Here is a 23,250-nt window from a genome sequence, read left to right as displayed (position 1 = left end):
GCCGCCCCAAACGGTCCGGACGGGCCCAGTTGAGAACATGCTTTGGCGAGACAGTGTTATGGCCCTCACAACTTGAATCCGCAGCCAATTTCATCCATTCGTCCTCGCATCCAAAGTGGGGCATTGACACGGCCGCGCGAAGTTGGCGAATCATGGTCAGCGTCTGAGACGCCTCCACATACGACTGTCAACGCGCTCCTTCGGCACAGTGCAGTCCAGCCAGTCTCTACCCTGCAGATCGCTTCAGCCGCATCGACAACGAAAAGCTGTCCGCAGGATGCACGGTCACGGAGAACTCAAATGCTTCACCGGCGGCGTCTAGGTAGCGGCGCGAAATTCTCAACACTGCCGCGCCAGGCTCAAGCCCAAGCCCCTTTCCGATGCGTTCGTCCGACAGAGTGGAGGCGCGCACGCTCTGCTCGATCTCGGCAATCTTGCGACCGTGGTGTACTTCGATCAGTGCGCTGACGAGTTCCGTCGATTTGCGCACCATCTCGCCGACATCCGTGTACGCCGGATCGATATAGATGTCCGTCCAAGCCATCGGCGCATCGGCCCTGCCTTCCTCCAGACGGATGCTGGAGATTCGCAGTAAAGGCGTGCCCTCTGCGCAGCCGATCTCGCGAGCCAGCTCGCCTTTCACCTTGACTGTTCCCACTGATTGCACATGGCGTGAATGCTCGACGCCGAACTGGACGAGATCGTCCACCGAGGCAAGCGTCGGCCGGAACCTCGCCTGCGGCCGCGACGCCTCCACGCGCGTGCCCACGTTCTTGCGGCGCGACACGAGCCCCTGATCCTGTAGTTCCTGCAGCACGGCACGGATCGTGTACCGGCTCGCATTGAACTGCTCGCACAACTCGAATTCCGTGGGGAGCAGCGTACCGACTGGAAAGCGCCCGGTGGCGATCCCGTCAAGAAGTTGTGTGGCGATCTCCGCCGCGTTGGTTTTGCTCATCTGGTTTGACAACATCACTTTCCGTTCGGATTGGGTAAACCCGGATTTGCCAAACATGTTCGAACATATTTAATGTCATTTGTTCGAACATATTAGCGAACCCGTCCCCCCACCACAAGGTAGCACCATGCCCTACAACGCCATCCCCGCCGCCAGCACCGTCGTCGATTCCGCCTTGTTCCGCGACGCGTTCGGTACGAAGCACATGCGCCAGATCTTCGCCGACGGTGCCCTCGTGCAGCGCTACATCGACGTCGAGGTCGCGCTGGCGAAGGCCGAGGCGCGCGTCGGCGTGATCCCGGCCGAGGCCGCCGAGATCATCTCGCGCGAATCGCGCATCGAGCGAATCGACTTTGACCACATGCGCGAGGAGACCGACATCGTCGGCTACCCGATCCTGCCGCTGGTGCACCAACTCGTGCAGATGTGCGGCGATGCCGGCCGCTACGTGCATTGGGGCGCGACCACGCAGGACATCATGGACACCGCCGTCGCCCTCCAGGTGCGCGACGCACTCGAGAGCATCGACGCCGACATCCGCGAGCTGCGGCGCATTCTCGCCGATTTGTCGGCTAAGCACCGCAATACGCCGATGGCCGGCCGCACGCACCTGCAACAGGCGCTGCCGGTGACCTTCGGCTACAAGACCGCGATCTGGCTCGCGATGTTCGACCGGCACCAGCAACGTATTGCCGAACTGCGCCCGCGCGTGGCAGTGGTGGAATTCGCAGGCGCGGCCGGCACGCTGGCATCGGTTGGCGAGAAGGGCTTTGCGATCCAGCAGGCGCTGGCAGAGGAGCTGGGCCTGGGCGTGCCAGCCACCACATGGCATGTGGCGCGCGACGGCTTTGCCGAGGCGGTCAACCTGCTCGCACTGGTTACCGGCTCGCTCGGCAAGATCGCGCTCGACATCATGATCATGGCGTCGACCGAGTTCGCAGAGGTCTACGAGCCCTTCGTGAAGGGCCGTGGCGCCAGCAGCACGATGCCGCAAAAGCGCAACCCGATTTCCAGCGAGCTGATGCTGGCAGCCTCGAAGGCCGTGCGCCAGCACGCCGGGCTGATGGTCGATGCGATGGTGCAGGACTTCGAGCGCGCCACCGGCCCGTGGCACGCCGAGTGGATCGCCATTCCGGAAAGCTTCATCCTGACCTCCGGCGCGCTGCACCAGGCGAAGTTCGCGCTGGGTGGGCTGATCGTCGACACCGCCCGCATGCAGCACAACCTCGGTATCTCCAACGGCCTGATCGTGGCCGAGGCCACGATGATGGGCATGGCGCCACATATCGGCCGCCAGCAGGCTCATGACGTGGTGTATGACGCTTGCCGCACCGTCAACGAAGCCGGCGGCACGCTGGCCGACGCGCTCTGCGCGCTGCCCGCTGTCACGAAGCATTTCGACCGGGCAGCCATTGAGCACCTGTGCGACCCCGCCAACTATCTCGGCCTCGCCCCGCAAATGGTCGATCGCGCCATTGAACTCTCGAACAAGGTGGCCTGAAGCAAGTCCCGGTGGAGGAAGACATCATGCAAGACTCATCGAACCCGACCCCTGCGGTGCCGCCTACTGCGCCGCGGCTTCCCTGGTACCGCAAGCTCGGCACGCAGGTGCTTGTCTCGCTGATCCTCGGCATCGCCGTCGGCTTTGCGTTTCCGGCGTTTGCCGCGAAGCTGAAGCTGCTGGGCGACATGTTCCTGTCGCTCATCAAGGCCGGTGTGGCGCCCCTCGTGTTTCTGACCATCGTGCACGGCATCGCATCGGCGGGCGACGTGAAGAGCGCCGGGCGCGTGGGCTGGCGGTCGATCCTCTACTTCGAGGTGATTTCAACCATCGCGCTGGTGGTCGGTATGCTCGCGGGCAACCTGCTGGAGACCGGCAAGGGGATGGCCCACGTCACGGCCAGCGCCGCCGCGCCGGCGACAAAAGCGGTAGCCCCGCAAGGCTTCCTCGAGTTCATGATGCACATCGTGCCCGACAACTTCGTCGGCGCATTTGCCAAGGGCGAACTGCTGCAGGTCGTGGTGCTGGCGGTGATGGTCGGCATCGGGATCCTGGCCATTCCGGAGACGCGCCGCGCGAAGATCAACGAGGGCCTCGACACCCTCTCCGAAGTGCTGTTCTCCTTCATCAATCTCGTGATGAAGCTGGCGCCGATCGGCACCTTTGGCGCGGTGGCCTACTCGGTGGGCAGTAACGGCGCTGCCGTGCTGGTCGCGCTGGCGCAATTCGTGTTGAGCTTCTACGCGGTGGTGGTGCTCTTCATCGCTGTCGTGCTTGGCATCGTGGCGAAGGTGGCGGGCTTCAGCTTGTGGCGCTTCCTGCGCTACATCAAGGACGAGATCCTGATCGTGCTTGGCACGGCTTCGTCGGAAAGTGCGCTGCCGCGCCTGCTGATCAAGCTCCAGCGCCTGGGGTGCGCCAAGCAGACGGTTGGGCTGGTGCTGCCTACCGGCTACGCCTTCAACCTCGACGGCACATCGATCTTCATGGCGATGGGCGTGATGTTCATCTCCCACGCCTACGGTGTGCCGCTGACGCTGGATCATCAGCTCGGCATCCTCGTGCTGATGCTGCTGACGTCGAAGGGCGCGGCAACGGTGTCCGGCGGCTCCTTCGTCGTGTTTGCTGCGACGGTGACATCGACCGGCGTGCTGCCGGTAGAAGGTCTGGCTGTGATCTTCGGCGTCTACCGCTTCCTGTCTATGGCCATTGCGACCTGTAACACCATTGGCAACAGCGTAGCGACGGTGGTTGTGGCGAAGTGGTCCGGCACCTTCGACGCCGACACCGCGCAACGTCACCTGTATCCCGAGCGCTATCCCGACATGGCAGCGGCCGACGCCGCGCTCGACGATGGCACCCTGCTGGGTGACGACGCGAACGCGGCCAATCCCCATTCTTCTGGCATTCCAGTTCAGCGCACGACGACGAGTGCCTGACTAGAAGCGACTCTCGCTAAATTGACTATGGCCACATACCGCACGGAGTGTGATGCTTTCGGCCCGGTGGACATCCCCGCCGACCGCTACTGGGGCGCACAGACGCAGCGTGCGCTGGCCGTGTTCGAGGTCGGCGAAGAACACTTCCCCGACAGCCTCGTCCACGCCTTTGGCTTGCACAAGATGGCCGCCGCTCATGCGAACATGCACTGCGGTGGGCTTGATACCGGGCTCGGCGAAGCCATCATCGCAGCAGCAGAAGAACTGCGCTGCGGCCGGTTCGACTCGCACTTCCCGCTGACCATCTGGCAGACGGGGTCGGGCACGCAGACGAACATGAACGCCAACGAGGTGATCGCGAACCGGGCCAACGAACTGCTCGGGCAGCCGCTGGGCACGAAGTCGCCAGTTCATCCGAACGAACATGTGAATGCATCACAATCGTCCAATGACAGCTTTCCGTCGGTGATGCACATCACGGCGGCCATCGAGCTGGAGGACAGATTGGTGCCGGCGCTCGGCCGCTTGCGCGACAGCCTGCACGAACGCGCCCGGGCCTTCGCCGACGTGTTGAAGATCGCCCGGACGCATCTGATGGATGCGGTTCCCACTACGCTGGGCCGTGCCTTCGACGGCTTCACGGCTCAGGTCGACAACGCGCTGGCGCGTTTGCACGATACGATGCCCCGGCTCCTCGTGCTTCCACAGGGCGGCACGGCGGCCGGGACCGGCCTAAACGCTCCCCACGGCTTCGACCGTGCCTTCTGCGAGCAGGTGAGCCGCCTAAGCGGCCTGGCGTTCCGGCCGAACATGTGCAAGGTCGAGGGTATGGCCGCGCACGATGCGTTGCTCGAACTCTCCGGCATGCTCAACGTGATTGCCGCGTCGTTCACCAAGATCGCGAATGATGTGCGCTGGATGGGCTCCGGTCCTAACTCCGGCGTTGGCGAACTGCTGCTGCCAGAAGACGGCCTGACGTCGTCGATCATGCCCGGCAAGCGTAATCCGACCATCGCCGAGGTCATGGTCCAAGCTGCTATGCAGGTGATGGGCAACCATGTGACAGCGACGATGGCGGCCGCATCGGGCAACTTCGAACTGAACGTAGCAAAGCCGGTGCTGATCTATAACGTCCTGCAGTCGATCCGGCTGCTGGCGGACAGCGCCAACGTGGTGGCCGTCCGTCTCATCCCCGGCCTCCGGCCAGCTGAAGAGCGGCTGGCGCGCGACTTGCAAAGTCCACTGCTCGCTGTGACGGCTTTGAGCCCGGTGCTCGGATACGACAAGGCGGCTGCCATCACGCGTCATGCCGCACATCGGGGTATCCCGCCCCGCGAAGCGGCGATCGAGCTTGAATTGCTGGATGGAGAGACGTTCGACAAGCTAGTGGATCTTCGGCGCATGGCGGGCAGATGATGGCGAGCCGATGCGACCGACCTCCGTGCTGACACCATCCAGTAGTGCCTGCGCATGGTCCTTAAGGGTGATGTACCCACTGATCGTTGACGTTAGACGGGAGGGCTCGGGCACCACTTCGATCATGAGACGGACGGCTGACGCTGCAAAGCAGTCATCGCTCGCTTATACGTCTTCGTCACTTGCGCCATCGGGATCTCGCGTACAGGTGAGTCACTTCAGCGATCTGCAAGGTAGTACTAAATCGCCACGAAGAATCTGGGTTCGAAGGACTCGTTCTCTGAACCCCGCCCCTTAGGGACGTAGCCCCGTGGGTTTCAGACAACCCGACATTCGCCCACGGTATAGTCAAAGCTGTCATGCATATGGCCATAGATCCATAGGCTCGCTAGCTGAACAACGCTCTCCATACTACTGGCGTATGCCGGCGTGAGTGGATCATCTCGGTATTGGGGGCCACCGTTTGCCTCAATGGCGCATGGTGGGTGATAACCAGGCGGCGTGGTGAGCGAAATCCTGTATGGCGTCGGCGACCAAGTGCCTGAAGGTGCCCAGCTCCTCGCGCTTGCATCCTCTTAAGATCCGCCGGCGAGCACCCGAAAGCCTCTTGATAGCTTGATTGCTCGTGTCCCGCTATGATCGTATTTCCAAAAAACCTGATAAGGAACAGGCATGGCGACATACAAGGAACTGCTGGCTCAAAAAGCCAAGCTGGAGGAACAGCTTGAAGGCGCTCGACTCAAGGAACTTGAAGCGGTGATCCAACAGGTGCGCCAGATCGTTGACGAATATGGACTGACGGCAGAAGACATCGGGCTCACGTCCAAGCGTGGCCGCACTGCCAAGAAGAGACCCGTTGCCGCGAAGTACCAGGATCCAAAGACCGGTGCTACATGGTCTGGCCGTGGCCGTGCTCCGGCATGGATCGGCAAAAACCGCGACAAGTTCTTGATCGCCTAATATCGCAGCGACCCAGCATGGCCCAATATAGATGGGCCATGCTTTCATTTTCGTTCGACAAACGCCTATCGATCCCTGCCGGCGGATTGTGTAGTTAAGCTCCTAGAGAGCCGCCCCTTGCTCACAAAACGAAGGAGCGGCCACTGAATGCAACGAGCGTTTTACTCGCACCGGTCCATCTGAGTACGGCCGGATGAGGCCTCTCAAAGATCCGAATAGCCGTTCCGGCGATCGGTACGGGAGGGCGCCAAGAATCCTAGCAACCTCATTAAGTGGGATGCGCAATTACCTGCGTCCACGCTTCGCGAGAATAGCTGGGGACGCCCCAATGAAATTGATGATTCCAGACATAAAACGAAGCCTCACAGGCTCCGCAAATTCGCTCTTAATTATTATTTAATTTTAATTAGCACAACGATATTATAATTTCGCGCCTAAAAATTAGCGCAATTTAATCATTAGCAAACACCCACCACAATCCCCCGCCCTCCTACCAAACAAGATCTGACTCAACGATTTTGTCCGCCTCTGCGTCACCTCAGTGGATTATTCATAACCCCACCTAAATAGTGATCCATGGGCCATATAGTTTCAACGTTGAAACTGAATTTTCGGCGCACATAGCTGGGGTTGGTTCGAGCCAACTTAGTGCACGGTAAGCCTCACTGCATGCAGGCCTACGTTCTCAACACTGGGAACGCGAACACTAACGAATATCTTTGCTCATCTCATAAATATTAAATATTCAAATTAAAGCCATTCTGTTACAAAATAAATTCGATTTTCACGCCAATCAATTCGACCAGAGACCTATACTTTTCCCAAGCCTCGACAACCCAGCGAACATCGATTGAAATCAGAACAAATCTTTTCCATTTATCTATTGGAATTTAGATAAAAGAAGCACTCCTCATTCAAACAACCCGGCGGCGCGTATCTCTACATTGCAGCAGCTCTGCCGGCCTCTCGTTCTTTGGCACACATTGCGGCACAGTTGCAAATGAATTGATGTCAGTTTGAACGAGCCTTACTCGCCCCTCTGGTTGTATTAATCCCAATTCCTACAAGGCCCGTGGATAGCAATTCCTCCAGCAAGGACCCGAATCTCACTACCACCACTTCAGAAGGCTTGGTGGTTCATGACAATCCCCTCCTGGCAAACGCTCCCCCCCTACCAAGTCTTTCTCAAGCTATGCGGCTAATGGATCAGCGGAGATTAGACGAAGCTTCCGTCTCGTCGCGCGAGGAAAGGATCTTGCGGCGGGCCGCCAGCGTCTACGTCCCCACAGCAACACACGCACGTGTTCTCATCGCTGTCGTGGCGCAAATACGTAGCTCGTATCTTGATAGGGACCTATCAACTGCCGTTTACCGCGACTACGCCATCGCCGCGGCAGACTTCCTCCATCCGAGATCAACTCCACATACTGCAACACCACCATCTCGATTTGGGATAGCTCCGCGAGCACGGCCTAGTGGCATGGTGGTCGCCGCGCCGGTGCGCATGGGACGACGCTGCCTCGCCGATGCGATCGAGTCTGCTGTCGGACGCGGCCCTGTGATGACTCGAGTGCGAACCAGTACCGGCTTTGCCCAGTATGTCCAACTCCGATCGTTGCGCGTTCAGTGGCCAGTCGAAGGCAAGATATCCGGTTTTGCACACGCGTTCGTCGGAGCATTCGATGCAGCCTTCAACACCAACTATGCGAGGCATTTTGGCAATCCAGTCTTCCGAGAGAACCGTGTCACCTCTGCCGTAGCTGCGCTTGGCGTTGCCTCGAACCTCGGCCTACTCATTGTGGAAGGCATTGGCGTCGATCGCTCGATGGCACGAGCATCGGACTCGACGTGGCAAGCGCTTGCTCAGTTCACACGTGCCACTGGCATCCCGGTGCTATGTCTTGCGACGCCAGGAGCCGCAGTGTTCGGGTTGTCCAAACTCTCCAGCGCAACGGGAACTCTCGCCCCAAACGGGCTAATCGAGATAACCCGCTGTCGGAAGGCATCAGAGAAACACTGGATTGACATTTGCAAAGCGCAATTCGACGCAACGCTGCGCGAAGCGGGAGTTACAGAGATGCCACTATGGTTTCCCCCCTTAGCATATGACTTGACACTGGGATATCCGGGGCTGCTGGCATCCGCCCTCACCAACATTGCGCTGCATCTGCTGTCCCTAGGTGTACGTAAGTTCAGCGCCGAGATGCTCCAGACATACGGCGCTCAGGCACTTACCTTGCACGAAGGCGAAGTCTCCGCAGTACGCCAGATCGACAGAGGGGGTAAATACACGAAGGCTAGTTTGATTCGACACAGCGATTGGCTGTCCCTGAGCCAGCTGTCATCGACGCATCTTGTTCCAGAGCTCGCTCCATAGGAACAGATGATGTTCAAAATCTTGTACGCTCCGGCGCCGTTCGAGACCGCTGTCAGCCTTCTGGCAGCGCTCGCGACGACCACGCTCGACCCAAAGATCCAGCAACTTCGAGTTGCTGCACTTCGAAGCAGCGCGCCTCTTTTGCAGACTCTGCCATGTTCGTTGCGGTTGTTCTGTGCACTGACCGATGATTTCTATGGAGACGTGCTCAAGCTCTTGGGCGAGAGAACGCTTTTTCCCTTCTATCTCGGGTGCATGCGCCCCTGTGCGGCAGCAAAGCTCACAATGCAAGCCTGCGATGGAAATCCAGGGCGGCTGTGTTGCCCCGCACCACCCATCCACCTTCAGGCCGCCAATCGCTATGGGATGGACTGCCCGGAATGCTCGAGAATCAATCTAGAACTGACGGGTAGACGCTGCTCGTTGACGCTGCACTGCCTTCCGTACTTAACAAGGTGCCCCATTCATCGGTGTCCATTGCAAGTCGTCGCATCTTGCAGCAGGAATGAATTGCTTTTCCTCGCACAGTCCAACAGGGCACGACGAAGCAATAGCGTGATCCTGGGAAGTGCCTCTGCAGAGCTGCTCGAGAGTGCAAGGAGTTACGGTGCGCTGGAAGCTATAGGCCGCGCGTTACGCGACCGCGGCTATGTCGCAGAAGATGGAAAACTGAGACTGAGTGCCCTCACCAAGGATGTCACCGCGACTTTCTCGGCAGGATTCGAGGATATGAGACTCAACACCTGGCTATCTTCAGGGAACTTGCTACCGCAAGTGCTGCGGCACCTTGAACATCCAAGAAATCTTCTTCACCCGACGGGAGCGGCGCTTCTAGGCGCGGCCCTCTCGCGAATCGAATACGTAGCGCCCATAACGGTAACTGCGACCACAAGACGAAACTCACGCGTCACCTCGCCAGAAAAAAGGGTTCAGCGGACCATGGAGATGCGAAGTTTGTGGCTCGCACATCAAGCGAATCAGGCCGGACGAACTCGCAAGGCGGTCCGCACGAGCGCATCGGCGCTATGGATGTGGCTCTACCGGAACGACCGCCAATGGCTTGACAACAATCAACCCCGCTTGAGAAGTGACCGAAAGCAAAACTCGATCATGCCCCGATCCCGCGCGTAGCGTCCCAATATCTTTGGAGTCACATCCATATGCAAACTCACGGCCATGCTCTGAGCGGCATGTTGGCTGCTTCGTCGATCTGTAAGGATGAGGTTTTTGCTGGATTTATTTCAAGGCAACGCTGCCGAGCGCTACGAGCACCGATGCGGCAACTATTGGGCTCTAACAATAGACGCGTGCCGTGGTTCTTACCCACACGGCTGAAAGAGCTCGTTCCGCTATGGGGCGATTGCGTTGGCTCTCTGGATTCGGTCCTAGCCAACAACACACTTGTCCCTGGCTTCAACCGGTTCCTATCGCCAACAGACAAGGATCTTCAATTTCGGCACCACACAGGCACCGAGATTATCGGCATCACGGCGACACTTGGCCTGATGTCGAGTAGGCATCGAGACTTAGCCCGCTCTGCCTGGAGCCCCGGCGTCTGCTTCGATTGCCTCGACGAAGACATTGCCCCAACGGGAGATCGGATCTGGCGTCGAGACCTACTCATGCGACACGTCCATCTGTGCCCAAGGCACAGCACAGCCGTCTACGATTTTTGCGGCTCCTGCTATCACGGCTTCGGAAATTCAATGGCCATAGGAGGACCTCGTAGCCGATGCGTATGTGGTGGGCCGTTAAGGCGACGCGAACACCTTCGCGGCAAAGCACTTGAGCGACTCGAACTGGCACTCGCAATCGGCTGGCACCGTTTACTCGATGCGACCTTCGCACCGCATGCTGATGGGCAGCTCATTGCAGCCGTGGCATGCCAGAAAGCGCGCGAACTGGGGATTGTGAAAGGACGGCAAGTAAAGTGGGAACGATATATCCAGACGTTCTTGAACCCAGTCTTTGGTAAGTTGGGTGACAGCCTTCGGTTTCCTTTCAAAAGCAGGAGGGTCAATGGTTTCCTTCTTGGTCAAACTACTCTTCGCAATCCGTTTCACGCGCTATTCGTACTACTTGCGATGTTTGGAAACTGGGAGGAGATCGAGTCTGCGCTCGGCTCGACCACTACTGCTCCAGACCTCTCTCTAGCAGCGGGCAAGCCAACAAAGCATAGAAACAGTGCCGAAGCAAGGGCTCGTTGGTTGGCCCAGTCAATCCAGCGCCTTCCTCAGACGTGCCTGCTCTACGAATCTTTGCGTAACAAACACCCATATCTTTCTCATTCGAGCCTCCGCGCACAGTTGCCATCCATGAATGCGCTGGCTGCGACGCAGGAACGACTTCGTGCGCATGGCGTGCGATTTGACGAGAGAGATATTTCGCACGCATTAGACGCGTCTGCAGCCACTCACATCGAAAGGCAAGCGCAACAATTGATAGAGGCTGGTGCGCCCTATCGCCTCTCGAGGCAGCGCTTGATGACAGATCACCCTCTTCGCAATTCCTGGCAGCATGCCGGCGTGCGTAACCACTCCCCCAAAACAGCGGCGGCGCTTGAAACACACCTCGAGACGTGGGTGATGTTCTATAGGCGCCAGCTGCCCGAAAAAATTCGGGCGGGACTCGTCCCTGGTTGGCAACCTCAAAGAGCCGACGAAATTGACCAGCTCACGGATGAAGAGGTGCACGCTCTCTGGCAACGCCACACGTTGTTTCTTCGTCGGTCATGCAAATCCTGAACCTGAACGTGCCGTTTGTGACGCCTCGAAACGTCGCGTTGCCCAATCGCGATGCCTTTGGAGTACCGCACGGCCACGCCTATGTCCCACTACATAGCGCGGCCGATATAAGTTGGGCAACGCGGGCCAGCTTCAGTGCGGTGAAATTCCGACGTTCCCACCAGGCCCTGTCTCTCAATGAGATGCGGCCCCTGTTCGCGTTCGGGTTCAATCCCTATGTGGTGGACATTCGCGATCAGTATCCCGTCTACGATCAAGAGGCCTACAACCGCGCAAGGTTACGCGGCTCGCGTATGCCAGTCTCCGCAGTCATGACCTACGACATTGTCCTGACTTTGGTGCTCCCTCCTGACAATCGTCTGCACTACCACGGTGTCTCAATAAAGGACGCTGGACATCAGCTTTCTGACCAAGACTGGAAGAGACAGGAGCGGGAGCTTGCCAAATTTGCCGAACGCGGGTGGACATGGGAGCTCTTACGAGGAGACCAGTTCAGCAAACTGATGTGGGGAAACCACGCGCTGATGCGAACATGGATCACCAACATTGACGTATGGACCAGATACGACGAAGCGCGCACCTTCGCAGCACGTCTCATGACCTGCTCGCAGAGTAGAACGCTCGATTCAGTTCTGACGCGGCATGCCCGATATCTTGGAATGCCGGCCGATCGCGTATTCGAGCTGTTTGCCGTCGCCAACTGCTTTGGATTCCTACGCCTGGATCCGAATCACCCACTGCGGGTCGATCTGCCCGTCTATTTGCTACACGAGTAGCGAGGAGCAATCAATGACTGTCGCTCGAATATTGCCTCCCGTCGGCGATGAGCATTTGATTGCGCATCTGCGCGAACTCCACAGAGAAACATGGCCGGCAAACTTGGAGCGGTTCTCTGCATTCGCACTGGCGGGCGACACGCCAGGCAAGGCATATGTAGCGGTGGCGTGGCAACCAAACTCAAGGACACTGCACGCTCAAGCCATCACCCTCGACAAGAGACCACCAAAATGCCGAATGCCAACCTCGTTCACGGCAACGGAGGATTGGCTTGCGCGGATCGTGCCCGTTTCGCAACCCATCAGGCCTCGATGTATGCAACCACCACTTAGCGAGGTCCAAGATAGCATGCTCGTTGGCACCAGTGAACGCGTGGCGCTAGTCAACGCCCTTCTGATGGTGGATACGACTGGGCTTGGGCAAGAGGCGGACTACATTGTCAACGACTACATATTCTGGGACTCGCAGATTCGCGCTGAGCGAATCAGACAGATGGTCGAAAAGCTAGGAGAAAACGCGAGCTTCCGTCCACACCTACTGAAGCTGTTCACCAGATATATGTGGTATGGCGGCGGCGAACACTCCATGCTTTCGTTGACGCCGTTGCAAGGAGGCCCCGGAAAGATTCGGCTTGCGCCCGCAATGAAGCCTGGTGCCTTGTCGACTAAGGAAGAGTTGAACCGTGCGAGGGCGCGTGTGAAGGGTGTCGAATTCAAGCGTGGAAAACGTGTCGACCCAAGAGACATCAAACGAATGAAAAAGGCGCTGTTGACGGAATGGGCCGAAGACAAGGTTTCGCTGGCCACTACTGTTAAGCGAATGAACAGTACGGTTAGCGCAAAGCAAGCACTAAGTTACGGTCAGTTTCAATATCACTATAAGAGGATCGTGCAAGAGCACGATCTCTTGGAAAAGCGCTTCGGACACGTCGCAACAGCGCAGTACTTTGACTCGAGGACAGGCAGTTCCAGCGACCTCACTCAGGGTGCGCTAGAGATACTGGACTTCGATGGGTTTCGACCTAAGATTCCCGTCGGAGCCTTAGTCAACGGAAAAATGGAGCCGATGGATATCTGGATCATCTTCGGAGTTTCGAGGTTGTCTGGGGGCGTACGAAGCTATGAGATATCCCTGAAGGGTGAAGTAAAGGAGGCGTATCTGAGATGCATCATCGCTTCCATTCTTCCGATAGCGAATGACCGCGCCGCGTCGCTTGGCTTGAAGCCACTGCCCGGGATCTTGACGGGAAACATAGACGGCGTCTTCGTAGACAATGGCCCCGGCAAATCGAAAGTCGTCCGTGCGGCAGTAGAGCGACTTGGGGGAATCATGTTCAATCCGCCTGGTGCGCGAGGCGATCTGAAAGGTATGGGAGAACGACTGAACAGAACCATGATTCACCTAATGGCTCAGGAGACCCAGGGAGGGTACACCCGGGACAAAAGCTTACTGGAGAAAATAAAGCGGAAGCTTCGACGGAACGTTAAACCGATGGCACTCGACGACTTCGAACGCCTTCTCTTGAAAGCGATCAACCATATTAATACAACGTATAGCAAGCGCAAGCTTCGCTCCGCCGCCATGCGAACGGCAAGGACGGGCATCACGCCGAACTCGATACATCAGTACTGCCAATCTTTGCGGCGTGGGCAAGCTGCCCGAGTTTGGTCAGAGAGAGAACTGTTTGATGCACTCATTGAATGGAAATACGTACCCTGCCGGAAGGGCCTCATCAAACACAAAGATGCCGAATACAGTGCCGACAGGTTAACCGCTCTTTGGGATGAATACTCGAAGTTGCCGGGAAAAAATCCACCGTTGATGGTCGGCATCAAACGAACCCGACCCTTCTCGGATTCGCTGTCGTGCAAAGACAGCGATGAAAACGTGTTCGACATTGAAATGGTGGACGCGGACAAGCGTCGCTTCGGACAGATTTCATGGAAGGCACATGAGTTTGTACGCTTCGACGAATCGGTTAGCGAAGAGGTTCTCAAGAAGAAACGCACAAAATCCTCCGGCAAGCTGACGACCACCAAGCAGGAGAACATCAACGCTATCGAGCAAGGGCGAGGAAACCCCTATGCCGGAGCCATCGGCAACAGCGTGACCAACGCCAAACAGAATGCGAAGGCTTTGCGCGAGACTGAGTTAGATGAGCGACAACGCGCCGCCTACGAATTGCCTCCATCGTCGTCACAGAACCAACCCGACGCTGACAACGTGCCAGCAGAAGACTCTAGCGAAGACCAACTTGCCGCAGCAGCCAGGCAAGCGGAAGACACATACCGAGAGACACGTCAGTCGGCTTGACCCCAATGGACCGTGAGGAGAATGCTATGTCGAATCGTACGATTCCAACTGATTTTCCGCGGGATATGCCTCAAGCCTCCTTGTCCGGTGCGCAATCGAAACTCGCCGTACGGCTGGTTAATGGCCAGTACGTCAACGGGCTCACCGACGACGAATGGCTGGAGCGATACGAAGGTTGCGAGGACCTGGCAAAACAGTTCGCTGCTTACTGCACGCGTAAGGTTGATGGGAATCCAGCCTTGACCCAAGAACTCTGCCTGGAGCGCGCGCGCAAAGGGTTCGCGCTGAAGGTCCGGCGAGGTGAGTGGGACTTCTCAGAAGCTGAACAAGATTGGGTAATGAAACGGGCTCGGCAGATTCTTGGCTGGTAGATGAGTGCGTTGGGCTACACCTATCGTGTTTTTGCTTTAGCGAAATAGGGTAGTTTTGCTGTACAGCAAAACTACCCTATTTCGCTAAAGAGTCGTGAACTCCTCTTCTGTTGGCGTGCCGGCGTGCCACTTCATCGTCGACTCGGCGGCGTACACCTTTACAAGGTAAGAGACCTAACACAGGCGCAGAAGAGTGTCATGTGGCCTCATACCAAGGACAGACCTGCTGATCAGCGCGTACCACACCATTTAGCGGGCCTGCTCCATCAGGTCTTATCCAGATAGCATGAGAGGCACTCCATGAGCACCAAAGCGACCCTCGCCTATCACCCTTCCGAGGGTGATGAACCGGCGTGGCATTTCTATGAGGAAGTACTCGAATCAGGTGTCGTGTACTTGGAGCTTTGCGGGGTTAGCACGGTATTAAGTACACGCGAGCAAGATGGCGCCGATGTGGTTTTGCGCCTGCCGATCGAAACCGCAAAACAACTTGGGTTGCATATGGTTACGTCCCCCGAGCGATGGGAGCGGGCTTGCGACAGTGAGAAATAATTTTGCGCATTCGCTCTTGCTGTAAGTCCGCTGTGTAGTGACCCGGCGTAGGCTGCACAGGTAACGTTACGGCGAGACAGGCTCTCTCTGCAACGCGCACACCCCGAATGCGCGACGAGTGATTCGCGTTTGCAGCTCGTAACGCATCCCCAGCCAACTCAAAAGTCGGTACCGTGCACAGAGAGGCTTGCATCCAGATCGGGAGCATCCCAAGTCCTTCGCAGAGACCCCGACGAATCGACATGCCTGGGTCGGGTCGGCGAGCAACCTAGCGAGTTGCATCCGGACTCGATGGCATTCTGTTGGCAGCAAGCCCTTGAGCCAACGCAAAGCTTGGATGACGCGCATTGCGGGTCGGTCCGCCCAATACATTCTGCTCGGCGGCGCCACCTTGAACTGGATTGCCAATTTCCCGTCTTGAAGCGTACGTCCTCGGCTGTCCGAGTAGATCGTTACACCCGCCGGCGCCACATCGCTCAGGCCTAGATCGTTCGGCGCCGCGATGCCGTCGACCAGCAATAGAAATTGATCTCACCGCGCGATAGCGCCGCCCCAATGCCCTCTAGTTGAGGTAGTTCAAAAGCCGCAGATGCAACTGCTTTGACTCATCCGTCCACATCTCGACCATGGCGGAACGCTCGCACTCCTTTGCAGCGACTCTGATCGCAAATTTTCGTCGGGTACCGTCGTCCATCCACATCCCAGTATCAAAGAACCCGCCCTGTTGCGGGGTACTAAACTTGGACTGATTGTGATGACCCCAACGATGAGCGACCTCCACGAGCCTTTCCGGATCTTCACTGCGCAGCTGAAAACCTGTGTCATCGAGAAGAAGTGTGTTAGCCCCTTGTGCGCACAACGGTGGTGCTATCTGCTCAATGTAAACCCGGCAATTTGAGAACGTCTGACCGCCAGAGTTCCTAATCCCGATTGCAACAGTGCTTCGCCAGTGCCCATTGCGCGCCGTGACCATGTGATACGGCGCAGCTTGCGCGATGCACAACTCGATCTTAGGTGGTGCAATATTTGGTAGTACGCCCTTGCCAATTTCGTTGCCTGACGCCTGCTTCCGATACCCATCCAACTCTTGATCTTTCGCCGCAAGCCTCGCATGCAGTAGGTCGATCGTCGCACTGTGCTTCCACTTGGAAGCCCTATACGCAATGCCGCAAGCCAAGACAAAAATCAATGCAAACGTAGCAGGAGCCGCCGAGACGGTAGACCACTCGAGTTGAATGTACTGAAGTATCTCTTTCACGCGTCACCACAGAGCAAAATTTGGTGAGGAGATTATATGTGACCCAAATTTTGCCAGACTTGGCATCAACAAAAGAAATCGCCCAAAATGCCTGTCGCCACCCATCCTAGGTGGGGTATGAAATTTCGATGATAGCCTTAGCCTAACCGAAATCCTGCCTTGGTTGGCAGTCCACTGAAACCAGCCTTTCGGAAACCAGATCAGAACTACCCAACTGCCCGTGTTCGTTTACGCGCCACGAACGGGTATGACCGAAGCAAGAGGTCGGTGGTGAGCAATCACGGCTCCGGCGATCAATTTCGATTATTTTCTTTAGATTCCGAATTAGATTAACCGATGTCAGACAATATTGAATCCCTAATCACAGAATCATCTACCGAAAGGGCGGGGAATAGGCTCCCGCACCAAGCAATAGTCTCGCTGTCGAGTTGGGTTACCCTCGCCTTCAGCAAACTTCCCAAGCTAGGTTTGTTGTGCACGGGACTAGGGGGTGCATTACTCTTCGCTTATCAGATGGAAATCGGTTTTATGCCTGATTTCTCTTTTACAGAAATGTTTGGCTTGTTTACGGCTGCCTTCACGCAAGGGGCAGTTATTCTATTTGTGTTGATAATTTCATGCCTCATGCCTACGGTGGTAACGAGGCACTACGTCAATTCAAAGCAACCTTCCGATGCGGTTGTAAGTGTCAAGGACGTCGACGTCGTTTTGCGTGAAGAACCACATCGATCCCTCATCCGCGGACCATTTATCCTAATAGCGACCATGTTAGCCGCGTCGGGTTGGGGTTGGTTTTTCTTTCAATTTTCGGACCCAGCACCCCAAGATAGCCTGTGTCAAGCCTTTTATCTGATCCTAACGGGAGCAGCCATGGTCATCTTGCTGGGTCACGGGCATCGACAACGAGCAACTCTTTCTAGATCCGCGTTGAGCGTTTGGCTTGGATCTTTCGTTGGCCTTGTTGTGCTACAGAATATCGTAATAGCAGACGGCCCTGCGACTAAAAAATCGGTTGCGAGCAGCGTTTCCGATGCCACTGCTGTCAGTTTTCCCTTATCCAACGAGACTCTAAAGCTTGCAAGTGATCACAGCTCCACGCTTGTAATTGTCCTATGCCTTCTCATCGCTGTACTTTCTTACTTGCTCCTGAGACCGGACGCAATTGGGAAAAGACGTCGAACGAAGATAAATCTATCCAAAACCTTTTTCAAAATCCCCGTATTAAACTCAAGATTTGAAAGAACAAAAATTGGAGCAGCTGCGATTTTTTGCATCTCTTCATTCCTTCCTATTTTTCTCGCAATATCGTACGCCGAGAATGCCAGCGCCGATCAAGAGATATTAATATTTCTAGCATGCATTTTAGTATTCTCCGTAGCAAACTGGCTAGTCTACATAGGAGAAAATTTAAAACAAGTCGCCATCGGAGTAATATTTGTCCTCCTGATTCTTGTCTATTTTGTTCCAATGATGACTGGACGCCCGCTCCTTCTCGTGAACTTCACAGTACGAAGCATGGGGCTTGGTGACCTACGCTTGTCTTCTATAACGCTGTCAGGCGAGAATTGTGCCACCTTAAAATCATACGGCGCCACCTGCAGCGCGGGTCACGACAACTCCCTGGGACTATCAAATGTCAATCTCTTGAGCCGGATCGGGTCACCTATCATTCTGGAACTACAAGTAGCATTGCCTTCCGATGAAAAAGCTCAAAAAGCTCTGCTGGTGAAACAGCACGACAAGCCCTTGTATATATCGCGACAACAGTTGGAAAAGGCGGCAAGTATGTCATGTGACAGCGTCCTGCTATCGCGGCTTGTTCGGATAGATAGGGCAAAGGCGGATTCCTTGCGATGCATCCGCATTGTCGTGCCGAAGGCACAGGTACTGAGTTATGTTCTTGATGGACGGCGTAGATACACTGGACCATTCTCCAGTTTGACGTTTGTCTCTTCGAGCCAGAGCGACAAAGATGTACAAGGGCGAGGAGTAGCCCACTAGTCCAAGATTATTGAAATGTAACAACGCAAGGCGCATTTTTCGGCGTTGCCAACGTTCATGCGAATTATTGGAGCGTTGCCACGATAAGTAAAAAGTGTGAGCACGAGGGGATATGGATTTGAAGCTTCCGCCTGTCATGGGCATAGATATAAGGTTCAAGGCGGGGCACGTTCAGCAGATTATTGCCCCAGAACGCACAGTTTCCTGCGACGCGGTTCGTTACACCATTCAATCGGCGCGTGGGGTGAAATTTACGACTGAGCATCGAGAGGATCTTTACGTTTTCTCGAAGAAGCCAAACATCTCTCAGCTTCCCCAAGGGGCCGCGGTTCTTGTCAGCTCATTGCCCACCGACCTACCAAGCACACTTGACTTGTCGAGCGGCCTGTGGCAGCAACATCCACTGACTGTAGCCCCTCGGGCAGATGCCACTGCAAGCATCCGGCGCAGTTGGCAAAGTGCGTTCCGATATGTCGATGAAGATTCGGTAACTGCAGGGGTAATTGCAATGCGGCGGCCCCAACTCGGCGCGCTGCATGCAATTCACGCTCATTGGTCGGTTTCAGCCGGCGTCGCCACGGTCGTCATGCCAACCGGCACTGGCAAGACTGAGACAATGCTGGCAACGTTGATTTCGGCGGCGTGCGAACGGGTCCTGGTCTTAGTTCCAACGGATGCGCTTCGTATCCAGATAACAGAGAAGTTTCGGTCGCTTGGCATCCTTAAGCACGATCGAGCGACCGTGCTCGCTGAGGATGCGGCAACACCTATCGTTGGCATGCTCACCAAGCAGCCTCAGTCTCCAGAGGAGGTTCGCGAGCTGTTCAGCATATGCAACGTTATCGTTACGACGAGCGCGCTAGCAGGAGGATGCTCAGACGAGGTGCAAGAAGAGATGGCCAACTCATGCTCGCATCTCTTTATCGATGAGGCGCACCACGTGGAGGCCCCGACATGGAAGCACTTCAAGTCATTCTTCAAAAACAAGAAAGTTCTCCAATTTACAGCTACGCCGTTCCGGGAAGATGGGCAACCGCTAGACGGCAAGATCATCTATGTCTATCCCTTGAGACAGGCGCAGGCCGAGGGATACTTCAAGCAGATCCGGTTTAGTGCTGTCTATGCGTTTGACTCTGCTCGCGCAGACGCAGCTATTGCCGCAAAGGTGATTGAGGAGCTTTCATCGGACACGACAGGGAAACACGTGGCGATGGCTCGAGTCTCAACGACGGCACGCGCTGAAACGGTGCTGGCAATCTACCAACGCCTTGGGCGTTACAACCCTGTAATGCTGCACAGCCGGCTAAAGAAGGAGGAACTCAAGCTCGCTCGAGAACAGTTGCTGAACGGGAATTCCCGAATAGTCGTGTGTGTGGACATGCTTGGCGAAGGCTTTGACATGCCCGAGCTGAAGATTGCGGCCTTCCACGACTTACGGAAGAGCCTAGCCGTTACGCTGCAGCTTGCCGGACGCTTCACTCGCGCGAGATCTGATCTTGGAGCACCCGTATTCATTGCGAACACCGCCGACGTCAATTTACGGGAAGAGCTGCGGACGCTCTATTCGCAAGACCCTGATTGGAACGTGCTCCTTCCAACGTTGAGCGATGGGGCAATCGGGGAAGAGATCGACGCGCAGCAGTTCTTAGCTGGTTTTGACGGAAAGCTTGACGAAATTCCACTTACTGAACTACACCCCGCAGCAAGCATGGTGGTGTACCGAACACGCTGTTCCGCATGGAATCCCCACGCGTATAAAAGTGCGTTCAGAGGGCTCTCGAAAGACGAGCATGTTTACCCCATTCTGAACGCTGCAGAATCAACGCTCGTGGTCCTTGCCGCTAGGCGTCAAGGTGTTCCCTGGACAGATCTTGCATCAATCCAAGGCGTCGGTTGGGAGCTCTGCGTTGCTGTGTGGGATCGCGAAAAATCGCTCCTGTACATCCATGGATCGACAAACACCGGGTTGTATGGTGATCTAGCCAAAGCCCTCTGCGGAGCAGACGTCTCTCTTGTCACTGCTCCCGAGGTATTCCGTGTTTTGTCCGGTATTAACCGACTGATGCTAACAAACGTTGGCTTGGATGAGCATATCGGACGTCAGATTCGATATACCGGTCGAATGGGGCCCGATGTCGGGGCTCGCCTATCTGACGCGACGCTAGGTACAACCAAGAAGGCGGTTCTAGCCGGTGTGGGCTTTGAGCACGGAGCCCCTACATCGATAGGAGCGGGGAAACGCGGACGCGTATGGTCAAACCTACGCCTCCGAATCAACACTTTTGTAGCTTGGTGCAAGCGGACAGGCGCCAAAATTGCCGACGAGACGCTTAACCCTGAGGAAGCTCTTGCCGGCACGCTTATCCCAAGACTGGTGACTGAGCGACCGCGCGTCCACTGCGTAGGCGTGGATTGGCCCACGGAGATTCTGGACCACGTAGAGTCTGCGACTAGCATCATCTTTACGCCCCTCCATGACGAGCATTTAACGAACGTTGGGATTGAAGTAAAAGAATGCTCCGATGTTGGGCCGTTGGTTGTTCGTTTGTTCACCGACTCTCACGAAGTCTTTGTTCGCCTAGAGTTTGTCGGCTCAGGCTCCTCGGCCGACTTCCGCTTCGTGTACGACGGGGTAGCGCCCATTCAAATCCGCCGTGGGACAACAATGCACGATCTGTGTGAATTCCTCACGGAGCATCCACCAACAATATGGTTCGCCGATGGGTCCAGCCTTGAAGGCAACCAGCACATTCAGCTCAGGACTCAGAGTGCGCTATATCGCTTGGACAAGCTTGTAGCTTGCGATTGGTTCGGTGTCGACATTCGGAAGGAGTCGCAGGGAGAGACACGACGTACCGACTCTGTTCAATACCGAACCATCCAACGCCTCAAAGCAACGGGCAACTACAATGCTCTCATCGATGATGATGGAGCTGGCGAGGCCGCGGATATCGTCGGAATACAAATCGACGACTTGACCAAGCCGCGGCTCGTCACCGTGGACCTGTTTCACTGCAAATATGCACACGGAGACAACCCGGGCGGTCGCATCGACGACTTATATGTTGTCTGCGGGCAAGCTCAGAAGAGTGTCATGTGGCTTCATAACAAGGACAGACGTACAGACCTCTTTGCCCATCTACTTAAGAGAGAGGGCTCGAGAGTGGAACGCGGACGCCCAACACGCTTTGAAGCTGGGGATCGCAGAGCGCTTGAACAGATCCGAGATCTGAGTCGGACATGCGCGATCAGCTTGCGCATTTTTGTGGTTCAGCCGGGTCTTTCAAAAACACACGCTACTACCCAGCAGCTTGCCCTGCTCGGTGTGACTGAGCGCTTTCTGCATGAGACCTACCAAGTCCACTTTGAAGTCATGTGCAGCGCGTGAAAACGCTTTCGCTCCGATCGCAGCCTTGCACCGGATGTGAAAATACGATCGACGAAAGGCTCGTCGACGGTACTAAGAACAACTTCAGCACAGCCTCAGAGCCATGCAGTACATCTTGTGGGCTGCACGCAAGGCCAGCGTCTAGTCTGACGCTGGCATGTTCATGGGTTCCTGTGCCTCGCCAATCTCATCTATCGCAACAGGTGGTCCGACGCGCAACCATTCGCCGAGCACTTCCCTTACACAGTGCTGGCATAGGTCAAGGCTAACCGTGCTGCCATCGCCAAACACTGAATCGAAGCCGCAACTGTGGTCCAACGACAGTCGTTCCTGCCACTCGCCGGGGTCATCCGGCGTCAGCCGACGATGACAACGATCACAGGTACTCGCAGCGAGCACTTGGATTGTCCGGGCTCGGTATTCGCGCATGGCAACCTCTAATTGGGGCGTCCGAATACGAACTTCCGTATATAGCTTACGCCGTCCGCAGGTCGATTGTCGCGCCATAAAGGGGCGATTTTGCATGACCTACCGGCAGCCTGGGCTCGCAAACGGGGATACGTCAGCGGAACGCTACGAGGCAGAATCCTGGAAAGGTCTTCATGTGCGCCACAAGGAACCCTGGCGATCGCCGTATCCGAAACTAATCAATACCTCACACGTCGCCCCTGCAGACGCAAAATCTCGATTCCCTGGCGCTGTCGAGGTACCGCTGCTCGACCTGGAAAGCCACTAGACAGGCCAGTATCCGGAACCAATCAACAGCGTGTATCCGGAACTAATCGAGAGCCTCAAGTGATGAAACGATCGATTAGTTGCGGATACAGCGCTTGATTAGTTCCGGATACAAGCTGCGACGGCGACCCGCAAAGCCTGACGGGGCGAGGCGTATCCGAAACTAATCAGAGATCGTGAGCATGGGCGCCTACAACTGTCATATCGAGTGATGCTGCGGCGCAGCATTCGTAAAACCTATTTCGAGCCCATGCCAAGGAAGAAAGATTGCCTCGGCTCAGTTCGAACGACACTATCCCGCCCCGCTTGGATCATGCTGGCGAGAACGTGTCCTACCGTGCATCGGGCACGTTCCAACTCTGCGCCACAGGCGTCGTCCAGCGCCGTCGTCTGAAACGCTTGCAGCAAGCAAGTATTGGTGCATGAACTTCGGGAGCAGGATGACATCGCGCTGTCCCGT

14 protein-coding genes are annotated in these 23,250 nt (G+C 56.3%); 12 read left to right on the top strand and 2 right to left on the bottom strand.

The window, feature by feature from the left end; translation table 11 throughout:
• Positions 1 to 226: 226 nt before the first annotated feature.
• Positions 227 to 958 carry a GntR family transcriptional regulator gene (locus tag DOD19_RS18615; RefSeq protein ID WP_112187248.1) on the bottom strand — a complete coding sequence of 244 codons (732 nt, stop codon included), beginning with the start codon at positions 956 to 958 and terminating at the stop codon, positions 227 to 229.
• Between the two features lie 127 nt (positions 959 to 1,085).
• Here DOD19_RS18615 and DOD19_RS18610 point away from each other — a divergent pair, with 127 nt between their 5' ends.
• The 10 genes from DOD19_RS18610 to DOD19_RS18565 all read left to right on the top strand — a co-directional run bounded on the left by DOD19_RS18610 (position 1,086) and on the right by DOD19_RS18565 (position 15,408).
• Positions 1,086 to 2,459: an adenylosuccinate lyase family protein gene (locus DOD19_RS18610; RefSeq protein WP_112187157.1), complete on the top strand. Its 1,374-nt coding sequence runs from the start codon at positions 1,086 to 1,088 to the stop codon at positions 2,457 to 2,459.
• 26 nt (positions 2,460 to 2,485) lie between these two features.
• A complete protein-coding gene (locus DOD19_RS18605) occupies positions 2,486 to 3,898 on the top strand; it encodes a cation:dicarboxylase symporter family transporter (RefSeq protein ID WP_112187155.1) in 1,413 nt (470 codons plus the stop codon).
• Between the two features lie 27 nt (positions 3,899 to 3,925).
• Positions 3,926 to 5,314, top strand: coding sequence for a class II fumarate hydratase (locus DOD19_RS18600; protein WP_112187153.1), 1,389 nt, complete (start codon positions 3,926 to 3,928; stop codon positions 5,312 to 5,314).
• 672 nt (positions 5,315 to 5,986) lie between these two features.
• Positions 5,987 to 6,274 carry an H-NS histone family protein gene (locus tag DOD19_RS18595; RefSeq protein ID WP_112187151.1) on the top strand — a complete coding sequence of 96 codons (288 nt, stop codon included), beginning with the start codon at positions 5,987 to 5,989 and terminating at the stop codon, positions 6,272 to 6,274.
• A 1,480-nt stretch (positions 6,275 to 7,754) separates the two neighbouring features.
• Entirely contained in the window at positions 7,755 to 8,651 is an 897-nt protein-coding gene (locus DOD19_RS18590) for a hypothetical protein (protein WP_112187149.1), read from the top strand.
• Positions 8,652 to 10,273: 1,622 nt separating this feature from the next.
• The gene (locus DOD19_RS27540; RefSeq protein WP_162634392.1) at positions 10,274 to 11,395 is read left to right on the top strand and encodes a hypothetical protein; all 1,122 of its coding nucleotides are present in this window, start codon (positions 10,274 to 10,276) and stop codon (positions 11,393 to 11,395) included.
• A complete protein-coding gene (locus DOD19_RS18580) occupies positions 11,383 to 12,171 on the top strand; it encodes a TnsA endonuclease N-terminal domain-containing protein (protein ID WP_112187144.1) in 789 nt (262 codons plus the stop codon). Before DOD19_RS27540 ends, DOD19_RS18580 begins: the two co-directional genes overlap by 13 nt.
• A gap of 13 nt (positions 12,172 to 12,184) precedes the next feature.
• A complete protein-coding gene (locus tag DOD19_RS18575) occupies positions 12,185 to 14,485 on the top strand; it encodes a hypothetical protein (RefSeq protein ID WP_162634391.1) in 2,301 nt (766 codons plus the stop codon).
• 26 nt (positions 14,486 to 14,511) lie between these two features.
• Positions 14,512 to 14,856, top strand: a complete 345-nt coding sequence (locus DOD19_RS18570; RefSeq protein ID WP_112187140.1) for a hypothetical protein — start codon at positions 14,512 to 14,514, stop codon at positions 14,854 to 14,856.
• Between the two features lie 300 nt (positions 14,857 to 15,156).
• Complete coding sequence (locus DOD19_RS18565) at positions 15,157 to 15,408, top strand: hypothetical protein (protein ID WP_112187138.1); 252 nt, start codon at positions 15,157 to 15,159, stop codon at positions 15,406 to 15,408.
• 562 nt (positions 15,409 to 15,970) lie between these two features.
• Here DOD19_RS18565 and DOD19_RS18560 read toward each other — a convergent pair.
• A complete protein-coding gene (locus DOD19_RS18560) occupies positions 15,971 to 16,666 on the bottom strand; it encodes a hypothetical protein (RefSeq protein ID WP_112187136.1) in 696 nt (231 codons plus the stop codon).
• A gap of 528 nt (positions 16,667 to 17,194) precedes the next feature.
• Between DOD19_RS18560 and DOD19_RS27535 the strand changes: the two genes are divergently transcribed.
• Both DOD19_RS27535 and DOD19_RS18555 read left to right on the top strand, forming a co-directional pair.
• Positions 17,195 to 18,667, top strand: a complete 1,473-nt coding sequence (locus DOD19_RS27535; protein WP_162634390.1) for a hypothetical protein — start codon at positions 17,195 to 17,197, stop codon at positions 18,665 to 18,667.
• A gap of 112 nt (positions 18,668 to 18,779) precedes the next feature.
• A complete protein-coding gene (locus DOD19_RS18555; protein ID WP_112187134.1) occupies positions 18,780 to 22,055 on the top strand; it encodes a DEAD/DEAH box helicase family protein in 3,276 nt (1,091 codons plus the stop codon).
• Positions 22,056 to 23,250 lie beyond the last annotated feature (1,195 nt).

This window comes from Ralstonia sp. GX3-BWBA (assembly GCF_003290055.1).
Lineage (GTDB): Bacteria > Pseudomonadota > Gammaproteobacteria > Burkholderiales > Burkholderiaceae > Ralstonia > Ralstonia holmesii.
Note: the sequence above shows the minus strand (reverse complement) of the source record. Positions and strands in the feature narration are given on the sequence as shown.

What these genes read in the sequence shown, in the direction of transcription:
- DOD19_RS18615 (WP_112187248.1), bottom strand. Translation starts at nt 958, where the DNA reads ATGAGCAAAACCAACGCGGCGGAGATCGCCACACAACTTCTTGACGGG.
- DOD19_RS18610 (WP_112187157.1), top strand. Translation starts at nt 1,086, where the DNA reads ATGCCCTACAACGCCATCCCCGCCGCCAGCACCGTCGTCGATTCCGCC.
- DOD19_RS18605 (WP_112187155.1), top strand. Translation starts at nt 2,486, where the DNA reads ATGCAAGACTCATCGAACCCGACCCCTGCGGTGCCGCCTACTGCGCCG.
- DOD19_RS18600 (WP_112187153.1), top strand. Translation starts at nt 3,926, where the DNA reads ATGGCCACATACCGCACGGAGTGTGATGCTTTCGGCCCGGTGGACATC.
- DOD19_RS18595 (WP_112187151.1), top strand. Translation starts at nt 5,987, where the DNA reads ATGGCGACATACAAGGAACTGCTGGCTCAAAAAGCCAAGCTGGAGGAA.
- DOD19_RS18590 (WP_112187149.1), top strand. Translation starts at nt 7,755, where the DNA reads ATGGTGGTCGCCGCGCCGGTGCGCATGGGACGACGCTGCCTCGCCGAT.
- DOD19_RS27540 (WP_162634392.1), top strand. Translation starts at nt 10,274, where the DNA reads ATGCGACACGTCCATCTGTGCCCAAGGCACAGCACAGCCGTCTACGAT.
- DOD19_RS18580 (WP_112187144.1), top strand. Translation starts at nt 11,383, where the DNA reads ATGCAAATCCTGAACCTGAACGTGCCGTTTGTGACGCCTCGAAACGTC.
- DOD19_RS18575 (WP_162634391.1), top strand. Translation starts at nt 12,185, where the DNA reads ATGACTGTCGCTCGAATATTGCCTCCCGTCGGCGATGAGCATTTGATT.
- DOD19_RS18570 (WP_112187140.1), top strand. Translation starts at nt 14,512, where the DNA reads ATGTCGAATCGTACGATTCCAACTGATTTTCCGCGGGATATGCCTCAA.
- DOD19_RS18565 (WP_112187138.1), top strand. Translation starts at nt 15,157, where the DNA reads ATGAGCACCAAAGCGACCCTCGCCTATCACCCTTCCGAGGGTGATGAA.
- DOD19_RS27535 (WP_162634390.1), top strand. Translation starts at nt 17,195, where the DNA reads ATGCCTGATTTCTCTTTTACAGAAATGTTTGGCTTGTTTACGGCTGCC.
- DOD19_RS18555 (WP_112187134.1), top strand. Translation starts at nt 18,780, where the DNA reads ATGGATTTGAAGCTTCCGCCTGTCATGGGCATAGATATAAGGTTCAAG.